This is a genomic window from Streptomyces sp. NPDC025793 (assembly GCF_055558375.1).
In genome coordinates this window covers 13,141-30,358 of sequence record NZ_JBVHMR010000020.1, presented here as the reverse complement: position 1 = coordinate 30,358, position 17,218 = coordinate 13,141, and the positions used below count along the sequence as shown (strand labels likewise).

The following is a 17,218-nucleotide window of genomic DNA, read 5'->3' as shown; positions in this document are numbered from 1 at the left end:
GTCAGCGGATCTCCTCTTCCTCCGGGACAACGACCTGGTCGATCATGTGCTGGATCTGCTCGGCCGGCAGGGCCACCGCCAGCGCCCAGTAGTAGACGACGAGGCTGAAGGCGGCGGTCACACCGATGTCCCACCACAGCGGGAACCAGGGGTGCTTGAGCGGTCCGAAGTCGCTGAGGTAGACGATGAGACCCATCCCGACCAGGTAGACCGGCAGCCACTGGGCGGCGCGCAGGTCCAGTTGGGGCGTGATGGGGTTCATCCTGAACACACGGTTGGCGACCAGGATGACGTAGCCGAGGAGGATGGCGACACCCAGCTTCCAGTCGGTGGTCCAACCCGACCACAGGATCAGCAGGTTGGCGACGATGAACGCCAGAGGTGACATCCAGCTGCCGCCCGCCAGCCGGTACGGGCGGTGGGCCTGCGGCAGCCGGTTGCGGAACACCCCGAAGGACAGCGGCGCGCCGGCGTACATCAGCACGCTCGCGCTGGTGATGAGTCCGACGAGGGAACGCCAGCTGGGGAACGGCAGGAAGCAGACGCAGCCGGTCACGAACGCGGCGATCAGTCCGACCCAGGGGACACCGCGCCGGTCGGTGGCCTCGAAGGCGGAGGGCACGTAGCCGTTGCGGCTCAGGCCGTAGGAGACCCGGGAGGAGCCGGTGATGTAGATCAGACCCGTGCCGGCGGGGGAGATCACGGCGTCCAGATACAGGACCGCGGCCAGCCAGCCGAGGCTGATGAGCGTGGCGACCTGGGCGAACGGCCCGCTCAGGGCGGTGAACGCCGAAGTGGCCCAGTGGCCGCCGATCTGGGAGGCGGGCAGCGCGGCGAGGAACACGACCTGGAGTCCGACGTAGATGAGGATGCCGAGGATGATCGAGCCGATCACGGCACGCGGGATGTCCCGCTTGGGGTTGGCGCTCTCGCCGGCGAGCTGGTCGGCCTGCTCGAAACCCAGCAGCGCGAAGATGATGCCGCTGGTGGAGACGGCGGACAGGATGCCCTTGGCGCCGTACGGGTCGAAGCCGTCGGCCGCGGTGAAGTTGGCGGTGTGGAACTGGGCGACGGCGAACACGAAGATGGTCAGCAGAGGGATGCCGACCTTCCACCACGTCGCCGCGCTGTTGGTGCGGGCCAGCAGCCGGATGCTGAGGAAGTTGATCGCCGTGATGACGGCCATCAGCCCGACCGCGATGGCGATACCGGGCGGGGTGAGGACGTGCTCGCCGCTGCTGACCTTCTCCCAGCCGCTCGCCCAGGAGTAGTGCTGGGCGTAGGTGATCATCGCCAGCACCTCGATCGGCGCCACCGTGGCCGCCTGGAGCCAGGAGAACCAGCCGAAGGAGGCCCCGGCGGCGCCGCCGAACGCGTAGTGCGGGAAGCGGGCGGTGCCGCCCGACACCGGGTACATGCCGCCCAGCTCCGCGTGCACCAGCGCCAGGATCAGGATCGCGACACCGCCGATGGCCCACGAGATGATCGCCGCCGGTCCGGCCGCCGCCAACGCCCCCTGTGCGCCGAACAGCCAGCCCGATCCGATGATCGAGCCCTCCGAGGCCCAGATCAGCCCGACGAACCCGATCTCGCGCCGCAGCCCGGGCCGCTGGTTCTTCGGACCAGGCGTCGCATCGGACACGGCCATGGCGCGCACCCCCTCATATAGGGTGAATATCATCACCATCGTGCCACGGTGACGGGCTTTTGGCCGTGGCCGCGCAGGCACTTTCCGGGGAGGCGGGGCTCAGCCGGTGGTGGGTCGCGGGCCCGCCGGCGCGGCACCGCTGACCGCCGCGTCGTACAGGGCCCGGGTGGCGGTGCCGAAGTAGGCGCTGTAGGAGACCTGGGGCGTGTTGCCGCCCGTGTGATAGCCGCCGATCACGCCGATGACGGCCCAGCCGTCCGGCAGGGGAAGCAGCATGGGGCCGCCGCTGGTCCCGCCCACGAAGGCGTCGCAGGCGATGCGCGGGAAGGTGCCCGGGTCGGCCGGATCGTCGCTGTCCCACCGGGTCGTCCAGCTCCAGCACTGCAGCGGCTTCTCGGCTCCCGCCGGGTAGCCGATCATCCGCACCGGGGCGTGGTAGTAGCCGGTCCCGGTGAGCAGCCGTACGCCGCCGACCGCGTCCTGGAGCAGGGTTCCGTCCTCGTTGGGCTCGGTGACGGCGAAGGCGAAGTCGTACGCGGCCCCGGCGTGCTCGCCCAGGTCGTAGTACTCCTGCGACACATAGACGCCGTTGGTGCGCACCGGGAAGACCCCGAAGGGTTTTTGTGTGTCGTGGTACTGCGGGACGAAGGCCAGGTGCCGCTTCGGCGAGGTGCCGGCGTACCCCTTCAGACAGTGTCCGGCGCTCAGCACGAGGTCGCGCCCGGGACTGCGCACGACCGAGCCGCTGCAGGTGCGGCCGGTCCCGGTGGCGTCGGTCCAGAAGAAGGTGCCCGCCTGCGGGATGCCGTCGAAGCTCCGGCTCGGCGGGATGTACTCGCCCGGCTGCGGCCCGTCCACCGCGGGGGACGCGGTGTGCGCCGCCGCACCGCCCTCGGCGCCCTTGAGGACGTCGGCGGGCAGGGCGGCGGCCATCCGGGCCGGGGTCCAGTAGGCGTCGAGCTGTTCGGCGACCGGGTTGGGACCGGCCGTGGTGCTGTCGGCGGATGCCGTCGTGGTGAGTCCGGCACTGATCAGCAGGGCTGCCGCGCAGCCGGTGGCGTAACGGACGAATCTGGTCCCGAGCAACATCAGTTCCCCTCAGGGCGGCCGCAGGTGACGGCTCACCATAAGCCCGCGGCCCCGCGCGTCACAGCGTGCACGGCCGAATCCGGCTAGGCCGGGTGTCGACCGGCCGGCGGGCCGTCAACTTCCGTCGACCGTCCGGGTGTACGGGGCGTGAAGCCGCTCAGGCTCGTCCGGCGACGGGCCGGGCTCGGACGGTCACGACAGCGCCCGGTGTGCGCTCTTGAGGGCCTCGCGGAAGTGGGTGACCTCCTGCGGCGTCAGGTCCTGGAGCATGCGGTGTTCGAGTTCGCGGGCCGGTTCGGCGTAGCCGCTCAGGAGGTCGCGGCCCGACTCGGTGAGGAGGATGACCTTCTCCCGGCGATTGCGGGGATTCGGCTCACGGCGGATCAGATCGCGGGCCTCCAGGGCGCGGACCATGTCGGCCATGGACTGGGCCGTGACGAAGGAGTCCCGGGCCAACCGGGCGGCGGAGACTCCGTCGTGCCGCTCCAGCACGGTGAGGGCGGTGTACTGCAGCGCGGTGATGCCTGCCGGCCTGACCAGTTCCTCCAGCCGGGCACGGACCACGAGTTCGGTGCGCTTGAGCAGGTAGAGGAGGGACGGGCTCGCCTCGGCAGGGCCCGCCTCCCGGGGGCCCGCCTGCCCCGTGCCTTGTGCCGTCGCGGGTTTCGTCGGTCGCGTCATGCCGTGCCTTTCCGGTGCCTTCCCCGATGCCGATCCGAGTCGCAGCGGCCAGCCTAAGCCATTGACAGGATTCCTGTCGGAAGAGAACACTGGTGCAACCAACAGGATTCCTGTCGATCATTCGGCCGGACTCCGGGAAGGCCGACCGTTCCCAAGGAAGAGGCGCATTCATGGATCTGCACGGCAAGGTCGCCGTCGTCACCGGCAGCGGCCGCGGGCTCGGTCTGGCCTACGCCCGGGCCCTCGCCGCGGCCGGAGCCCGCGTCGTCGTCAACGACCTCGACCCCGGCGCCGTCGACGCCGCCGTGGACGGCATCACCGCCGCGGGCGGCACCGCCGTTGGCGTCGTAGCGGCGGTGGGGGACAGTGAGGCGGCCGAGCGGCTCGTCGAGACCGCCGTGACGGAGTTCGGGCGGCTCGACGTCCTCGTCACCAACGCCGGCATCCTCCGCGACCGGGTGCTGTGGAAGATGACGGACGACGACTTCGACGCCGTCGTCACGGTGCATCTGCGCGGCACCTTCACCTGCGCGCGCGCCGCCGCGGTGCGCATGCGCGAGCAGGGCACCGGCGGCCGTATCGTCCTCATCTCCTCCCCGGCCGGCCAGCGCGGCAACTTCGGCCAGACCAACTACGCCGCCGCCAAGGCCGGCATCGTCGCGATGGCCCGCACCTGGGCCCTGGAGCTGGCCCGTTCCCGGATCACCGTCAACGCCGTCGTCCCCGTCGCGGCCACCGAGATGACCAAGACCATCCCCGCCTTCGCACCGCTCATCGAGGAGTCCGAGCGCACCGGCGCCCCCCTGCCCGCCTGGCTGCGCCGGGACGAGGGCCTCGGCACCGTCGAGGACGTCGCGAGCCTGATCACCTACCTCGCGTCGGACGCCGCCGAGGACGTCACCGGGCAGGCCATCGGCATCGGCGGCGACCGGCTGGCCCTGTGGGCCCACCCCCGGGAGAAGTCCGTCGACTTCGCCGACGGCGGCTGGAGCGCCGACGCCATCGCCGAGCGCTGGCACGCCGGCGTGGGCGCCGAGCCCGAGACCTACGGCATCCCCGCTCCCCAGGTACCGGAGGCATGACATGGGTGACAGGCACCGTGCGACGATCGATGTCGGTGCGCTGACCGCCATCGACGTCCACACCCACGCCGAGGTGTCCAAGGACGGTCACGCCTCGCTCAGCCCCGAACTCCTCGGTGCCTCGGCCGCGTACTTCAAGGCGCACGGCCACCGGCAGCCCACCATCGAGGAGATGGCCGCCCACTACCGTGAACGCCGCATGGCCGCCGTGGTGTTCACCGTCGACGCCGAGCACGCCACCGGCCGTCCCCGCATCGCCAACGAGGAGGTCGCCGAGAGCTGCGCCGCCCACGCCGACGTCCTCGTCCCGTTCGCGAGCGTCGACCCGCACAAGGGCCGCGCCGGAGTACGGGAGGCCCGGCGCCTGGTGACGGAGTACGGGGTGCGCGGCTTCAAGTTCCACCCCAGCCTCCAGGGCTTCTCGCCCGACGACCGGATGGCCTACCCGCTGTACGAGGCCATCGAGGAACTCGGCGTACCGGCCCTGTTCCACACCGGCCAGACCGGCATCGGCGCCGGCGTCCCCGGTGGCGGCGGCATCCGGCTGAAGCACTCCGACCCGATGCTCGTCGACGACGTCGCCGTGGACTTCCCCGAGCTGCGGATCATCCTCGCGCACCCGTCGTTCCCCTGGCAGGACGAGGCACTGGCGGTCGCCACGCACAAACCGTACGTCTACATCGACCTGTCGGGCTGGTCGCCGAAGTACTTCCCGCCGCAGCTGGTGCGCTACGCGAACACCCTGCTGAAGGACAAGGTGCTCTTCGGCTCCGACTACCCCGTGATCACGCCCGACCGGTGGCTCGCCGACTTCGCCGCCCTTGACATCAGGCCCGAGGTCAGGCCCAGGATCCTCAAGGAGAACGCCGCCCGCCTGCTCGGCCTGCTCAAGGACTGAGGGAGACGCCGTGTTGAACCGAGGCATCGGCTCCTGGCCCGCCCGCCGGGCCCGCAAGACCCCGGACCGGATCGCGATCGTCCACGAGGACGACGAGATCACCTACCAGGCGCTGCACCAACGGGTCCTGCGCCTCGCCCACGCGCTGCGCTCCCTCGGGGTCGCGCGCGGCGACCGCGTCGCCCACCTGGGCCGCAACCGCCCCGCCCACCTGGAGACACTGTTCGCGGCAGGCGTGCTCGGCGCGGTCTTCGTCCCTCTCAACACCCGCCTCGCGGCAGCGGAGTTGGCGTACCAGCTCACCGACTCCGGAAGCACGGTCCTGGTGCACGACCCCGAGCTCGGCGACACGGCCGCCACGGCGGCCGCGGACACCGGGGTACGCCACCGCATCACCCTCGGCCCGGCCGCTCCCGGCGCCCTCGGGTACGACGACCTGCTCGCCGGCGCCGCGGCCGACCCGCTGGACGAGGCCGTGGCCCCGGACGACCCCTGCATGATCATGTACACCTCGGGGACCACCGGCCGTCCCAAGGGCGCCGTCCTGACCCACGCCAACATCACCTGGAACAGCGTCAACGTCCTTGTCGACTGCGACCTGGCCGGCGACGAGGTCACCCTGGTCGTCGCCCCGCTGTTCCACACCGCCGCGCTGAACATGACGTGTCTGCCCACCCTCCTCAAGGGCGGCCGGGTCGTCCTGATGGGCGCCTTCGACCCCGAGCGGGTGCTGGAGGTGGTCGAGCGCCGGCGCGTGACATACCTGTTCGGGGTGCCCACGATGTACGACGCCCTGGCCGCACGCCCCCGGTGGACGACGACGGACCTGTCCAGCCTGCGCACCCTCAGCTGCGGCGGCGCGCCGGTGCCCGCCCGCACCATCGACACCTACCTCGCGCGCGGGCTGGCCTTCAGCCAGGGCTACGGGATGACCGAGGCGTCCCCCGGAGTCCTCTTCCTGGACCGTGAGCAGACCTCGGCGAAGGCGGGCTCCGCGGGTGTGCCGCACTTCTTCACCGACGCGCGCGTGGTGCTCCCCGACGGCCGTGCGGCGCGGCCGGGGGAGCGGGGCGAGATCCTCGTCAACGGCCCGAACGTCATGGCCGGTTACTGGAACCGCCCGCAGGACACCGCGGCCGCCCTCACCGACGACGGCTGGCTGCGCACCGGTGACGTGGCACGCACCGACGACGACGGATATGCCTACATCGTCGACCGGGTCAAGGACATGTTCGTCTCGGGCGGCGAGAACGTGTACCCGGCCGAGGTGGAGGCCGCCCTGCTGACGCACCCCGCCGTCCGCGAGTGCGCGGTCATCGGTGTGCCGCACGAGGTCTGGGGCGAGGTCGGTCACGCGGTCCTGGTCCTGGACCCCGGAGCCCGCGCCGACGCCGACGAGATCCTCGCCCACGCACGGACCCTGCTGGCCAAGTACAAGATCCCGCAGACGGTGACCCTCGCCGAGGCTCTGCCCCGTACGGCCTCGGGAAAGATCGTCAAGGCCGCCGTCCGGGCGTCCTACGCCCAGTCCTGATCCGACCAGTACCCAGGAAAGGCAGCACCCCCATGCCCACCGAAGCACGCGGTCTCGAAGAACTCCTCGCCCTCGCCGGCCATGACCTCGGCCGTACCGACTGGCTGGAGATCACCCAGGAGCGCGTCGACACCTTCGCCGACGCGACCGGCGACCACCAGTGGATCCACACCGACCCGGAGCGGGCCAAGACGGGCCCCTTCGGCGGACCCATCGCCCACGGCTATCTCACCCTCTCCCTGATCATCCCGCTCTTCGGTGACCTGCTGCGCATCACCGGCATCTCGATGAGCGTCAACTACGGCCTGGAGAAGGTCCGTTTCCCCGGCCCGGTGCCGGTCGGCGCGAAGATCCGGCTGCACGGCGTCGTCGACTCCGTGGCGGAGGTCAAGGGCGACGGCGTCCAGATGCTGCTGACCTTCACCGTCGAGGCCGAGGGCAGCCCCAAGCCGGTGTGCGTGGCGCAGGCGGTCTACCGGCACTACGCCTGACGCGCGGCGTCGCCGCGCAGGCCCGCGACCAGGAGTGCGACCAGACGGCGGGCGTCGTAGCGCGTGTCGCTCTCCGCGCCGACGCAGAGGTTGCCGACGCCGCGCATGAGTTGGTAGGCCGTCAGGCCCGGCCGGATCTCGCCGGCCGCGGCCGCGGCGTCGAGCAGTTCGGCGCAGACCGGCAGGAGGCGGTCGAGGAAGTAGGAGTGCAGCGCCTCGAAGCCGGTGTTGTCGGACTGAAGGACGGCGGCGAGGCCGTGCTTGGTGACCAGGAAGTCCACGAAGAGGTCGATCCAGCGGCCGAGCGCGGCATGCGGACTCCCGGCGGCCGCCAGCAGGCGCGGACCGGCCTCGGCGAGGCTCTCCACCTGGTGCCGGTAGACGGCGATGATGAGCTCCGCGCGGGTCGGGAAGTGCCGGTAGATCGTGCCGAGCCCGACCCCGGCCCGCGCCGCGATGTCACGGACCGGCGCGTCCACGCCCGAGGTGACGAACACCTGCGCCGCCGCGTCGAGCAACGTCTCCTTGTTGCGCCGGGCGTCCTTGCGCTGGGTGCCCGTGCGCCGGGCGTCCTCCGCGCGCGGGGACGGCGTCCCGCGTTCCGCGTCCTCGTGGCTGCCGTCATTCATCGCGTCGCTCCTCCGCTGCGGCCTGTGCGCCTGCTCGCCTTGCTAAGCGGAACCGTGTTCCGTATCGTCATTACCGGAACACGGTTCCGTTTGCTCATGGTGTCAGAGCGGCGGCCGGCAGCCAAGTCGTGCCCTGCCGCCCGGCACCCTCCCTGTTGAGGAGAACGGTCATGCAGTACCGCACCCTGGGCCGCACCGGCGTACAGGTCAGCACCCTCGCACTCGGCGCGATGAACTTCGGCACGATGGGGCGCACCACCCAGGACGAGGCCACCGCCCTCGTCGACGCCGCCCTCGATGCCGGGATCAACGTCATCGACACCGCCGACGTGTACAGCGCCGGAGAGTCGGAGGAGATGGTCGGCAAGGCCCTCGCCGGCCGCCGTGACGACATCGTGCTGGCCACGAAGGCGGCCCTGCCGATGGGCGACGAGCGCAACCACCGGGGCGGCTCGCGCCGCTGGCTGGTCACCGCGCTGGACAACAGCCTGCGCCGGCTCGGCGTGGACCACGTCGACCTCTACCAGATCCACCGCTGGGACCCGGACACCAGCGACGAGGAGACGCTGTCGGCCCTGACCGACCTGCAACGGGCGGGAAAGATCCGCTACTTCGGCTCCTCGACCTTCCCGGCGTACCGCATCGTGCAGGCCCAGTGGGCCGCCCGCGACCATCACCTGAGCCGTTACGTCACCGAACAGCCCAGCTATTCCGTCCTCCAGCGCGGCATCGAGGCCCATGTGCTGCCGGCGGCCGCGGAGTACGGGCTCGGGGTGCTGGTCTGGAGCCCGCTGGCCTCGGGCTGGCTGTCGGGCGCCGTCCGCGCGGGCCGGGACGTCAGCACCCACCGCGCGACCTTCCTGCCCCGGCGCTTCGACACCACGATCCCCGCCAACCGGGCCAGGCTGGAGGCCGTCGAGAAGCTGGTGAAGGTCGCCGACGAGGCCGGTCTGACCCTGATCCAGCTCGCCCTCGGCTTCGTCACCGCGCACCCCGCCGTGACCAGCGCCCTCGTCGGCCCCCGCACCCTGGACCACCTGCACGCCCAACTCGTCGCCGCCGACACCGTGTTGCCGCCCGACGTGCTCGACGCCGTCGACGCGATCGTCGCCCCCGGTACCGACCTGGCCCCGGACGAGAAGTCCGACACCCCGCCCGCGCTGCTCGACCCGGCCCTGCGCCGGCGCCGCTGACCCGCAGACGACCGAAGAGGCACACTCATGACACCCACCCCCCGACCCCGCTTCGGGATCATGACCGCGCCGATGCAGGTGACGTACGACGACGTCCTGCGGGTCTGGCGCGAGGCGGACGCCATCCCCGAGATCGAGCACGCCTGGCTGTTCGACCACCTCATGCCGATCGCCGGCGACCCGGACGGCCCGGTCCTCGAAGGCTGGACCCTGCTCGCCGCCCTGGCCGCGCAGACGCGGCGGCTGCGGCTCGGCCTCCTGGTGACCAGCAACCGCTTCCGGCCGCCCGCGATGCTGGCCAAGATCGCCACGACGGTCGACGTCGTCTCCGGCGGACGGCTCGACTTCGGCATCGGCGTCGGCTCACGGCCGAACCCGCCCGAGGCCCGGCGCGAGTATCCGGCACACGGCCTGCCCTTCCAGGACACGGCGGACGCCGTCGAAAGCCTCGCCGAGGCCTGTGCGGTGATCCGCCGCCTGTGGACCGAGCCCGCACCCTTCGTACTTCCACGGCACCCACCACCGGCTCACCGGAGCCTTCGCCAACCCCAAGCCGGTCCAGCGCCCCCATCCGCCGATCCTCGTCGGCGGCCGCTCGGCCGCGACCCTCCGCGTGGTCGCCGAGCACGCCGACGCCTGGAACATCCCCGGTGGAGACATCGCCGACGCCGTCCGGCGCAGCGCCCTGCTGGACCGCGCGTGCGCCGAGATCGGCCGCGACCCGGCCACGATCACCCGCTCGATGCACCTGCCCGTCTCCTACGACCGCCCCGACACCACCCGCGACGCCGTCGCCGAGGCCCTCGACGCCGGCTTCCGGCACATCGTCCTCGGCCTGCCGGCGCCGTACCCGGCGGGTGTCGCCCGGTGGGTCACCCACGAGGTCATCGGCGCCGAGACGCTCGCGTAGGGCAGGGCAGGCGGACCGAAAGTCAGGCGAGGCCGCGCAGCATCAGGTTCCAGTAGAGGAACGGCAGGCCGTACCGCTTGAGGTACCACATGTCCCGGCGCTCGCGGGTCGTGTCGAGGAGGGGGAAGGTGCGACGGGGCCGCAGCGTGTAGTCGAACTCGGCGAGCAGCATGCTGTGCCGTGACGTGGTGATCGGGCAGGACGAGTATCCGTCGTACGACGCGGGCAGCGCGCCCGCGCCCGCCAGGCTCGCGGCGACGTTGCGCGCGACGACCGGCGCCTGCTTGCGGATCGCGGCCCCGGTCTTGGAGTTGGGCGAGGAGCCGGCGTCACCGAGGGCGAAGATCTCGGGGTGGCGCACATGGCGCAGGGTGTGCCTGTCGATCTCCACGTACCCGGCGGGATCGGCCGGATCGGCCAGCGGCGTCGCCTTGAGCCAGTCGGGCGCCGACTGCGGCGGCACCAGGTGCAACATGTCGAAGCGGATCGAGTCCTTGGCGCCGGACGCGTGGTCGACGACGACGGCGGCGCGGCCGTCCGGATCCACCTCGGTCAGTTCGCTGTTCGTGCGCACCTCGATGCCGTAGCGGGCCGCGACCCGTTCCAGTTCCCTCGCGAACACGGGAACCCCGAACATGCCCGGCGTGGGCAGCACGAGCACCACCCGTATGTCCTTCAGGACCCCCTGCTCGCGCCAGTGGTCCGCGGCGAGGTAGGCGATCTTCTGTGGGGCTCCGCCGCACTTGATCGGGCCCGCCGGCATGGTGAACACGGCGGTGCCCGAGCGCATCGAGCGAATCAACTCCCAGGTCTTGGGAGCCAGTTCGTATGTGTAGTTGCTGGAGGTGTGCGGTGTGGTGACGGCCTCGGCCATCCCGGGCACCCGGTCCCAGTCGAGCTGGATGCCGGGGCAGACGACGAGCCGGTCGTAGCCGAGGGTCCTGCCGTCGGAGGTACCGACCGTCCGCTGCCCGGGGTCGACGCTCTCCACGCGGCCGCGGATCCAGGAGACGTTTCGCGGCAGCACGGACCGCTGCGGGCGGGCGCTGGTCCGGGCGCCGGCCCGGCCTCCGCCGACCAGCGTCCACAGCGGCTGGTAGTAGTGCGTCGCCGACGGCTCGACCAGACCGATGCCGTCGACACCGCCGCGCCGCAAACGGGCAGCGACGCTGATGCCGGCGCTTCCGCCGCCCACGATCAGGACCCTGTGGTGAGCGTCGATCGTCATGTGCGCCTTCCCTCGTGCGTCCGTTCGAGTTAATGTACGTACATTAACTTTCCAAATATACGTACACAAGAACGGTGATCGAGGGTGAAGGGCATGGGTGGTGAGCGGCATGGGTGAGGACCCCACTGCCTCGGCGGGCCGGGGCGGGACTCCGCTGTGGCGGCATGTGCGGGACGACCTGCGGGGCCGTCTGGCGCAGGGGGAGTTCGTCGACTCCTTCCCCGGTGAGAACGAACTGGCCGCGCGGTACGGGGTGAGCCGGCACACCATTCGCGCGGCGCTGCGCGAGCTGCGGGAGGAAGGCCTGGTCACCGCCGCGCGAGGGCGACGGCAGCGACCGGTGGGCGAGGCCGGCATCGAGCAGCCCCTCGGCGCCCTCTACAGCCTGTTCGCCTCCGTGGAGGCGGCCGGGCTCGAACAGCGCAGCATCGTCCGCACCCTCGACGTCCGCGCCGACGCCCATGTGGCGGTACGGCTGGGCATGGAGGAGTCCACGCCTCTGCTGTATCTGGAGCGCATCCGCCTCGCCGACGGGGAACCACTGGCCCACGACAAGGTGTGGCTGCTCGCCGCGGACGCCCGCGCGCTGCTCGACGCCGACTTCGGTCACACGGGGCTCTACGACGAGCTCGCCGAGCGGTGCGGCATCAGGCTCGTCGGCGGCGAGGAGCGCATCCACGCGCTCGTCCCGACTCCCGCCGAGCGACGGCTGCTCGGCCTTCCCGAGGGCGTGGCCGCGTTCTCCATCCAGCGGCTCGGCCGCACCCAGGGACGCACCGTCGAGTGGCGCACCACGCTGATCCGCGCCGACCGCTTCAGCGTCCTCGCGCAGTTCGACGCCCGGGCCGGCTACCGCCTCGACCCCGCGGGATCCCGGTTCACCCGTCCGGCCCGGAGCGGACGGCGACTCGATGCCGTGCGGTGACGGAACGGAGCCGCGCGGCGAATCAGCCGTCGCCGCACACCAGTTGACGGTGGGTCCGCGTGGAGGGAATGCCTGACATGTTCTTCGTCGACACGATCGAGGTGGCCGGGCTCGGCAACCGCAGCTATCTGGCGGGCGGCCGGCGCACGGCCGTGGCCGTCGACCCGCCGCGCGACGCCGACCGGGTGCTGGAGGCCGCGGCCCGCAGGGGCGTGCGGATCTCCCATGTGGTCGAGACCCACCTCCACAACGACTACGTCACCGGGGGCCTGGCACTCGCCCGGCTCACCGGCGCCGCCTACCTCGTACCCGCCGGGGCCGGTGTGTCCTTCGCGCGCGTACCCGTGCACGACGGCGACCGCACGGTCCTCGACGCGGACCTCGCTCTGCGTGCCCTCGCGACCCCCGGACACACCCCGCACCACACCGCCTACGTCCTGGAGGAACGCGGCACGGCGGTCGCGGTGTTCACGGGAGGCTCGCTGCTGATCGGCACCGTCGGCCGCCCCGACCTGGTCGAACCCCGCCTCACCGAACACCTGGCCCGCGCCCAGCACGCCTCCGCCCACCGCCTCGCCGCCGAACTGCCCGACACCACCGCCGTGTTGCCGACGCACGGATTCGGCAGCTTCTGCTCCGCCGGACGGGCCGACGGGAGCGAGACCACCATCGGCAAGGAGAAGGCGTCCAACGAGGCACTCACCGAGGACGCCGACACCTTCGTCCCCCGCATGCTCGCGGGACTCGACGACGTCCCCGCGTACTACGCGCACATGGGCCCCGCCAACTCCGCCGGACCGGCACCCGTCGACCTCACCCCGCCCGCCGTCGCCGACGCCGGGGAGATCGCGGCACGGCTGGCCGCCGGGGAGTGGGTGGTCGACCTGCGCAACCGCGTCGCGTTCGCCGAAGGGCATGTCGCCGGCGCCTACAACTTCGAGGCCGAGGGCCAACTGGCCACCTATCTGGCCTGGTTGATCCCCTGGGGCAGGCCGGTCACACTCCTGGCGGAGTCGCCCGAGCAACTGGCTGGCGCCCAGCGCGAGTTGGTGCGCGTCGGCATCGACCGCCCGGCCGCCGCCGCCACCGGAGACCCGTCCGCCTGGACGACCGACGGCGAGGCCCTGGCCGCCTTCCCCCGCGCCCGCTTCGCGGACCTCGCCGCACGGCACCCGGCCGAGGGCACGCTCGTACTGGATGTCCGCCGTGCCCGGGAGCGGGCCGCCGGATTCATCGAGGGCTCGGTGCACATCCCGCTGCACACCCTGCACCGCCGCCTCGGCGAGGTGCCGGCCGGCGAGGTCTGGGTGCACTGCGCGGGCGGCGTGCGCGCCGCCATCGCCGCCTCGCTGCTCGACGCGGCAGGCCGTGCCGTCGTCGCCGTCGACGACACCTTCGACACGGCCGGGGCGAGCGGGCTCCCCCTCCGCACCGCCTGAGCCCGCCCGACATCCCGATCCGCACGAGAGGCGAGGAGCGCCCCCATGGAGTCACCCCCTTCCGGCACAGGCCGGATCACCGTGCAGGAAGCGGCCGAACGCACCGGACACGCCGTGCGGGACACGGCGTGCGACGACGCCGGCACGCCCGTCCTGCTGGACGTCCGGGAACCGGACGAATGGAACGCGGGCCATGTCCCCGGAGCCGTCCACCTGTCGCTCACCGCGCTCTACGAGGGCAGGCCGCTGCCGTACGAGGTCCGGGGGCGGTGCCTGATCGTCATCTGCCGCTCGGGCAACCGCTCGCGGCAGGCCGCCGAACTGCTGGGCACCCACGGCGTCGAGGCTGTCGACGTGATCGGCGGCATGCGGGACTGGGCGGAGGCCGGGCTTCCGGTGGTGGACGCGCGGGGCCTGCGCGGCACGGTCGCGTGAGTGCCCTGATCCTCGCCGTCGTGGCCGGCGCGGTGATCGGGCTGGCGCTGGGCGCGCTCGGCGGCGGTGGCAGCGTCCTGGCCGTACCCGCCCTGATCTACCTGCTCGGCTTCACCCCGGTGGCGGCCACCACCGCCGGACTCGTGATCGTGGCCCTCACCTCGGGCACCGCACTGACCGCGCACGCCCGGGACGGTCATGTCCGCTGGGGCACGGGGCTGCTCTTCGCGGCGGCGGGCATCGGCCCGGCGATGCTGGGCTCCGTGCTCGCCGGGCACCTCCCGGCGGGTGTGTTGTCGGCCGGTTTCGCGCTGGTCGCGGCCGTCGCGGCGGTCCGCATGCTGCGACCCGGGGCGCAGGACGGCGCCGTACGGGAGGTCAGGGCCGGGCGCGCGGCGGCGGCCGGCGCCGGACTCGGCACGGTGACCGGCGTCCTCGGGGTCGGCGGCGGCTTCCTCGCCGTGCCGGCCCTCGTGGGAGTGCTCGGCCTGCGCATGCGCGAGGCGGTGGGCACAAGCCTGTTGGTCATCACCGTCAACTCCCTGGCGGCGCTGGGCCTGCGCGGCGGCACCGTGGACCGCCTCGACTGGGCGGTCGTCGGCCCCTTCGCGGGCGCCGCGATCCTCGGGGCGTGGGACGGCAGACGCCTGGGGGCGAAGGTGAAGGGCGGGACTCTGCGGCGGATCTTCGCTGTGGTGCTGCTGGCGGTGGCCGCCTTCATGTTCGCCGACGCGGTGATCTGACGCGACGGCGCCGAACCCGCGGGCCCGGCCGGCCGGGCGAGGGGTGCCGCTCCTCGCCCGACCGCACGGGCTCGCCGGTCGGCGGACAAACCCGCTAGCCGGCGGCGGGCAGCGCGAGTCGCTGTCCCGGCCGGATCATGTCCGGGTCCGGGCCGATGACGTTCCGGTTGGTGTCGTACAGCCGGTGCCAGCCGCCGGGGACGGCCGCCTGCTGCGCGACTGCGGACAGGGTGTCGCCCTCGTGCACGGTGTAGGAGGCGCCGGAGCGGTGGCCGGTCGTGGTGTGCGGGCGGGACTCGGGGGCGATGCGCGGGGGAGTGGCGGTGCGCAGGGGAGTGGCGGGGCGTGCGACCGGCGCACTCCGCCCGCTGCTCCGCGTGAGGTTCGCCCGTACCGAGCAGACCGGCCAGGCCCCCGGCCCCTGCTGGGCGAGGACCGCTTCCGCCACGTTGATCTGCTCCGCCCGGCTCGCCAGATCGGCCCGCGGCGCGTACGCGGTCCCGCCGTATGCCGCCCAGGTCGACCGGGTGAACTGCAACCCGCCGTAGAACCCGTTGCCGGTGTTGATGCTCCAGTTGCCGCCGCTCTCGCAGCCGGCGACCCGGTCCCACGCGGTGCCGGAGGCCGCGTGGCCGGCGGCCGGTGCGAGGAGCGGCAGGACGATGCCGAAGCCGCCGAGGGCGAGGGCGGTGCGGAGCGACGGCAGGAGCCGTGGGGGCACGGTGCGGCGGTGGGGCCGTCGTGCGGTCATGGGCCTTCCTCTCCACTGCGGTTCCCGCCCGCCGGTCGGTCCGACGGGCTGTAGGCAGTACGGCAGTGCCGCCCGGGCGCTCACAAGGCGCGCAGAGCTCACGCGATCCAGTGCGCCGCCGCGTGCCACCGCCCGATTTCCTGACGACCCATCAGCTTGGCTGGCAAGTGCGCACACGAGGAGGCATGGGAGCACGGAAGTCGGACCGGCCGTCGTGGCGCGGTGTCGCCCCGATGCGGGACGGGTCGTAGGGCGGCGCACGCCTACGACGGGTGGGGGAGCGCTCGGCCCGGACACGACGGCCGGGATGCAGCCGCCGCGGTACCGGGCACTGCGGCGATCGGGCCAGGAGGCGCACACGGCCTCCGGCCGCGCGATGAGCCGCAGTTTGGACATCGCGCGGAGCGCGGCCGTCCGCACCGCCGCGGCGACGGCGTCACCGCTGCCGGCACACCGGCGTCCCGCGGGCACACGGCGAACAGCGGGCCCTCCCGCACCGAGTTGCGCGCGGTTCCTCGACCATGTGCGCGAGCATGCCGCGTCGGTGGCCGAGCGGCAGCACGCCCACGGCCCGGCACCGAAAAATGCCCACACAGGTCCATGACAACCTGACTACTGTGCTCACGTGACGGAATTCGGCGTGCTCGGCGACACCACGCATTGGCGACAGGACTTCGAACGACGGCGACGCGCCTCCTACACGGCGGTCGGGCTCGACGCGGCCGCGGGGGAGCGGATGCTCGACGGCGTATGTGCCGACATCGGCGACTGGACCGTCGCCGAGATCACGGACGCCGGGATCCGGGTGGGGCACGTCGCCGTGCTCGTGGCCGACAGCAGGGGCGAGCTCGCGGGCCGCGTCTGCGACCTGCGCGTGGACCCGCACCATGCCGGCCGGGGGTACGAGCAGGCGGCCCGGGACTGGGCCGAAGGGTGGTGCGCACAGCGCGGCGCGCGCCGGCTGGACGTCCCGCTCGCCGAACCCGCGGGCGACCTGTTCGGCGGTTACGGCCTGCGCGGCCAGCTCAGGGTGCGCCGCATCGACACCCCGCCGGAACTCCTCGACGGCGTCGGCGCGCGATCGATGACACAGGACGAGTATCCCGGCTGGCTCGCCGCCGAGAAGGCCTCCTACGCCGGTGACATCGTCCGCTCGGGGACCCTGGGCGCGAAAGAGGCCGAGCGGAAGTCCGACCGCGACTTCGCCAAGCTGATTCCCGAGGGACTGGCGACGCCCGACAACACGTTCCTGGTGCTCGAAGCGGAAGGCGAGGCGATCGGCACCGGCTGGCTGAGGCACGGTCATCTGCCGGGAGTCACCTATGGATACTCGCTGCACGTCCAGGAGGAGCATCGCGGCAAGGGATACGGCCGGGCCGCGATGGCGGTCGGCGAGCGGGCGACGGTCGCGGGGGGCGACTCGGCGCTGATGTTCACCGTGTGGGGTGGCAACGAGGTGGCGATGAACCTGTACACCAGCGCCGGCTACCACGTCATCGAGGAGATCCGCTCCATCGATTTTCCGGAGTGACACCGCCGCCC

16 protein-coding genes and 1 pseudogene are annotated in these 17,218 nt (G+C 72.4%); 11 read left to right on the top strand and 6 right to left on the bottom strand.

Annotated elements, in window-relative coordinates; translation table 11 throughout:
• Nucleotide 1: 1 nt before the first annotated feature.
• The 3 genes from ACZ4MF_RS31170 to ACZ4MF_RS31160 all read right to left on the bottom strand — a co-directional run bounded on the left by ACZ4MF_RS31170 (nt 2) and on the right by ACZ4MF_RS31160 (nt 3,418).
• A complete protein-coding gene (locus ACZ4MF_RS31170) occupies nt 2-1,648 on the bottom strand; it encodes an APC family permease (protein WP_467495366.1) in 1,647 nt (548 codons plus the stop codon).
• Nucleotides 1,649-1,747: 99 nt separating this feature from the next.
• Complete coding sequence (locus ACZ4MF_RS31165; RefSeq protein WP_467495364.1) at nt 1,748-2,737, bottom strand: trypsin-like serine peptidase; 990 nt, start codon at nt 2,735-2,737, stop codon at nt 1,748-1,750.
• A 192-nt stretch (nt 2,738-2,929) separates the two neighbouring features.
• Complete coding sequence (locus ACZ4MF_RS31160; protein WP_467495362.1) at nt 2,930-3,418, bottom strand: MarR family winged helix-turn-helix transcriptional regulator; 489 nt, start codon at nt 3,416-3,418, stop codon at nt 2,930-2,932.
• A 170-nt stretch (nt 3,419-3,588) separates the two neighbouring features.
• On the opposite strand from ACZ4MF_RS31160, the gene ACZ4MF_RS31155 reads away from it, so the two are divergent.
• From ACZ4MF_RS31155 to ACZ4MF_RS31140, 4 genes are read left to right on the top strand one after another with little or no spacing between them, the layout of a single operon-like run.
• The gene (locus ACZ4MF_RS31155) at nt 3,589-4,500 is read left to right on the top strand and encodes an SDR family oxidoreductase (protein WP_467495360.1); all 912 of its coding nucleotides are present in this window, start codon (nt 3,589-3,591) and stop codon (nt 4,498-4,500) included.
• Nucleotide 4,501: 1 nt separating this feature from the next.
• Nucleotides 4,502-5,398 carry an amidohydrolase family protein gene (locus ACZ4MF_RS31150; RefSeq protein WP_467495358.1) on the top strand — a complete coding sequence of 299 codons (897 nt, stop codon included), beginning with the start codon at nt 4,502-4,504 and terminating at the stop codon, nt 5,396-5,398.
• A gap of 10 nt (nt 5,399-5,408) precedes the next feature.
• Nucleotides 5,409-6,932, top strand: a complete 1,524-nt coding sequence (locus ACZ4MF_RS31145; protein ID WP_467495356.1) for an acyl-CoA synthetase — start codon at nt 5,409-5,411, stop codon at nt 6,930-6,932.
• Between the two features lie 32 nt (nt 6,933-6,964).
• The gene (locus tag ACZ4MF_RS31140; protein WP_467495354.1) at nt 6,965-7,423 is read left to right on the top strand and encodes a MaoC family dehydratase; all 459 of its coding nucleotides are present in this window, start codon (nt 6,965-6,967) and stop codon (nt 7,421-7,423) included.
• On the opposite strand, the gene ACZ4MF_RS31135 is transcribed toward ACZ4MF_RS31140, so the two are convergent.
• Nucleotides 7,414-8,052, bottom strand: coding sequence for a TetR/AcrR family transcriptional regulator (locus ACZ4MF_RS31135; RefSeq protein ID WP_467495352.1), 639 nt, complete (start codon nt 8,050-8,052; stop codon nt 7,414-7,416). The genes ACZ4MF_RS31140 and ACZ4MF_RS31135 overlap by 10 nt on opposite strands.
• Nucleotides 8,053-8,222: 170 nt before the next feature.
• Here ACZ4MF_RS31135 and ACZ4MF_RS31130 point away from each other — a divergent pair, with 170 nt between their 5' ends.
• A complete protein-coding gene (locus ACZ4MF_RS31130; RefSeq protein WP_467495350.1) occupies nt 8,223-9,245 on the top strand; it encodes an aldo/keto reductase in 1,023 nt (340 codons plus the stop codon).
• A gap of 27 nt (nt 9,246-9,272) precedes the next feature.
• Nucleotides 9,273-10,155, top strand: a pseudogene (locus ACZ4MF_RS31125) (LLM class flavin-dependent oxidoreductase).
• Nucleotides 10,156-10,177: 22 nt separating this feature from the next.
• Here the strand turns inward: ACZ4MF_RS31125 and ACZ4MF_RS31120 are convergent.
• Nucleotides 10,178-11,383, bottom strand: coding sequence for an NAD(P)/FAD-dependent oxidoreductase (locus ACZ4MF_RS31120; RefSeq protein ID WP_467495348.1), 1,206 nt, complete (start codon nt 11,381-11,383; stop codon nt 10,178-10,180).
• Nucleotides 11,384-11,492: 109 nt separating this feature from the next.
• Between ACZ4MF_RS31120 and ACZ4MF_RS31115 the strand changes: the two genes are divergently transcribed.
• The 4 genes from ACZ4MF_RS31115 to ACZ4MF_RS31100 all read left to right on the top strand — a co-directional run bounded on the left by ACZ4MF_RS31115 (nt 11,493) and on the right by ACZ4MF_RS31100 (nt 14,925).
• Entirely contained in the window at nt 11,493-12,308 is an 816-nt protein-coding gene (locus tag ACZ4MF_RS31115; protein ID WP_467495346.1) for a GntR family transcriptional regulator, read from the top strand.
• Nucleotides 12,309-12,385: 77 nt separating this feature from the next.
• Nucleotides 12,386-13,747, top strand: coding sequence for a rhodanese-like domain-containing protein (locus ACZ4MF_RS31110; RefSeq protein WP_467495344.1), 1,362 nt, complete (start codon nt 12,386-12,388; stop codon nt 13,745-13,747).
• 45 nt (nt 13,748-13,792) lie between these two features.
• On the top strand, nt 13,793-14,182 hold the full coding sequence (locus ACZ4MF_RS31105) for a rhodanese-like domain-containing protein (protein ID WP_467495342.1): 390 nt from the start codon (nt 13,793-13,795) through the stop codon (nt 14,180-14,182).
• Complete coding sequence (locus ACZ4MF_RS31100; protein ID WP_467495340.1) at nt 14,179-14,925, top strand: sulfite exporter TauE/SafE family protein; 747 nt, start codon at nt 14,179-14,181, stop codon at nt 14,923-14,925. Before ACZ4MF_RS31105 ends, ACZ4MF_RS31100 begins: the two co-directional genes overlap by 4 nt.
• Before the next feature lie 94 nt (nt 14,926-15,019).
• Here ACZ4MF_RS31100 and ACZ4MF_RS31095 read toward each other — a convergent pair whose 3' ends face one another.
• On the bottom strand, nt 15,020-15,676 hold the full coding sequence (locus ACZ4MF_RS31095) for a transglycosylase family protein (RefSeq protein ID WP_467495338.1): 657 nt from the start codon (nt 15,674-15,676) through the stop codon (nt 15,020-15,022).
• Between the two features lie 625 nt (nt 15,677-16,301).
• Here ACZ4MF_RS31095 and ACZ4MF_RS31090 point away from each other — a divergent pair.
• Nucleotides 16,302-17,207: a GNAT family N-acetyltransferase gene (locus ACZ4MF_RS31090; protein ID WP_467495336.1), complete on the top strand. Its 906-nt coding sequence runs from the start codon at nt 16,302-16,304 to the stop codon at nt 17,205-17,207.
• The last annotated feature ends 11 nt before the right edge of the window (nt 17,208-17,218 follow it).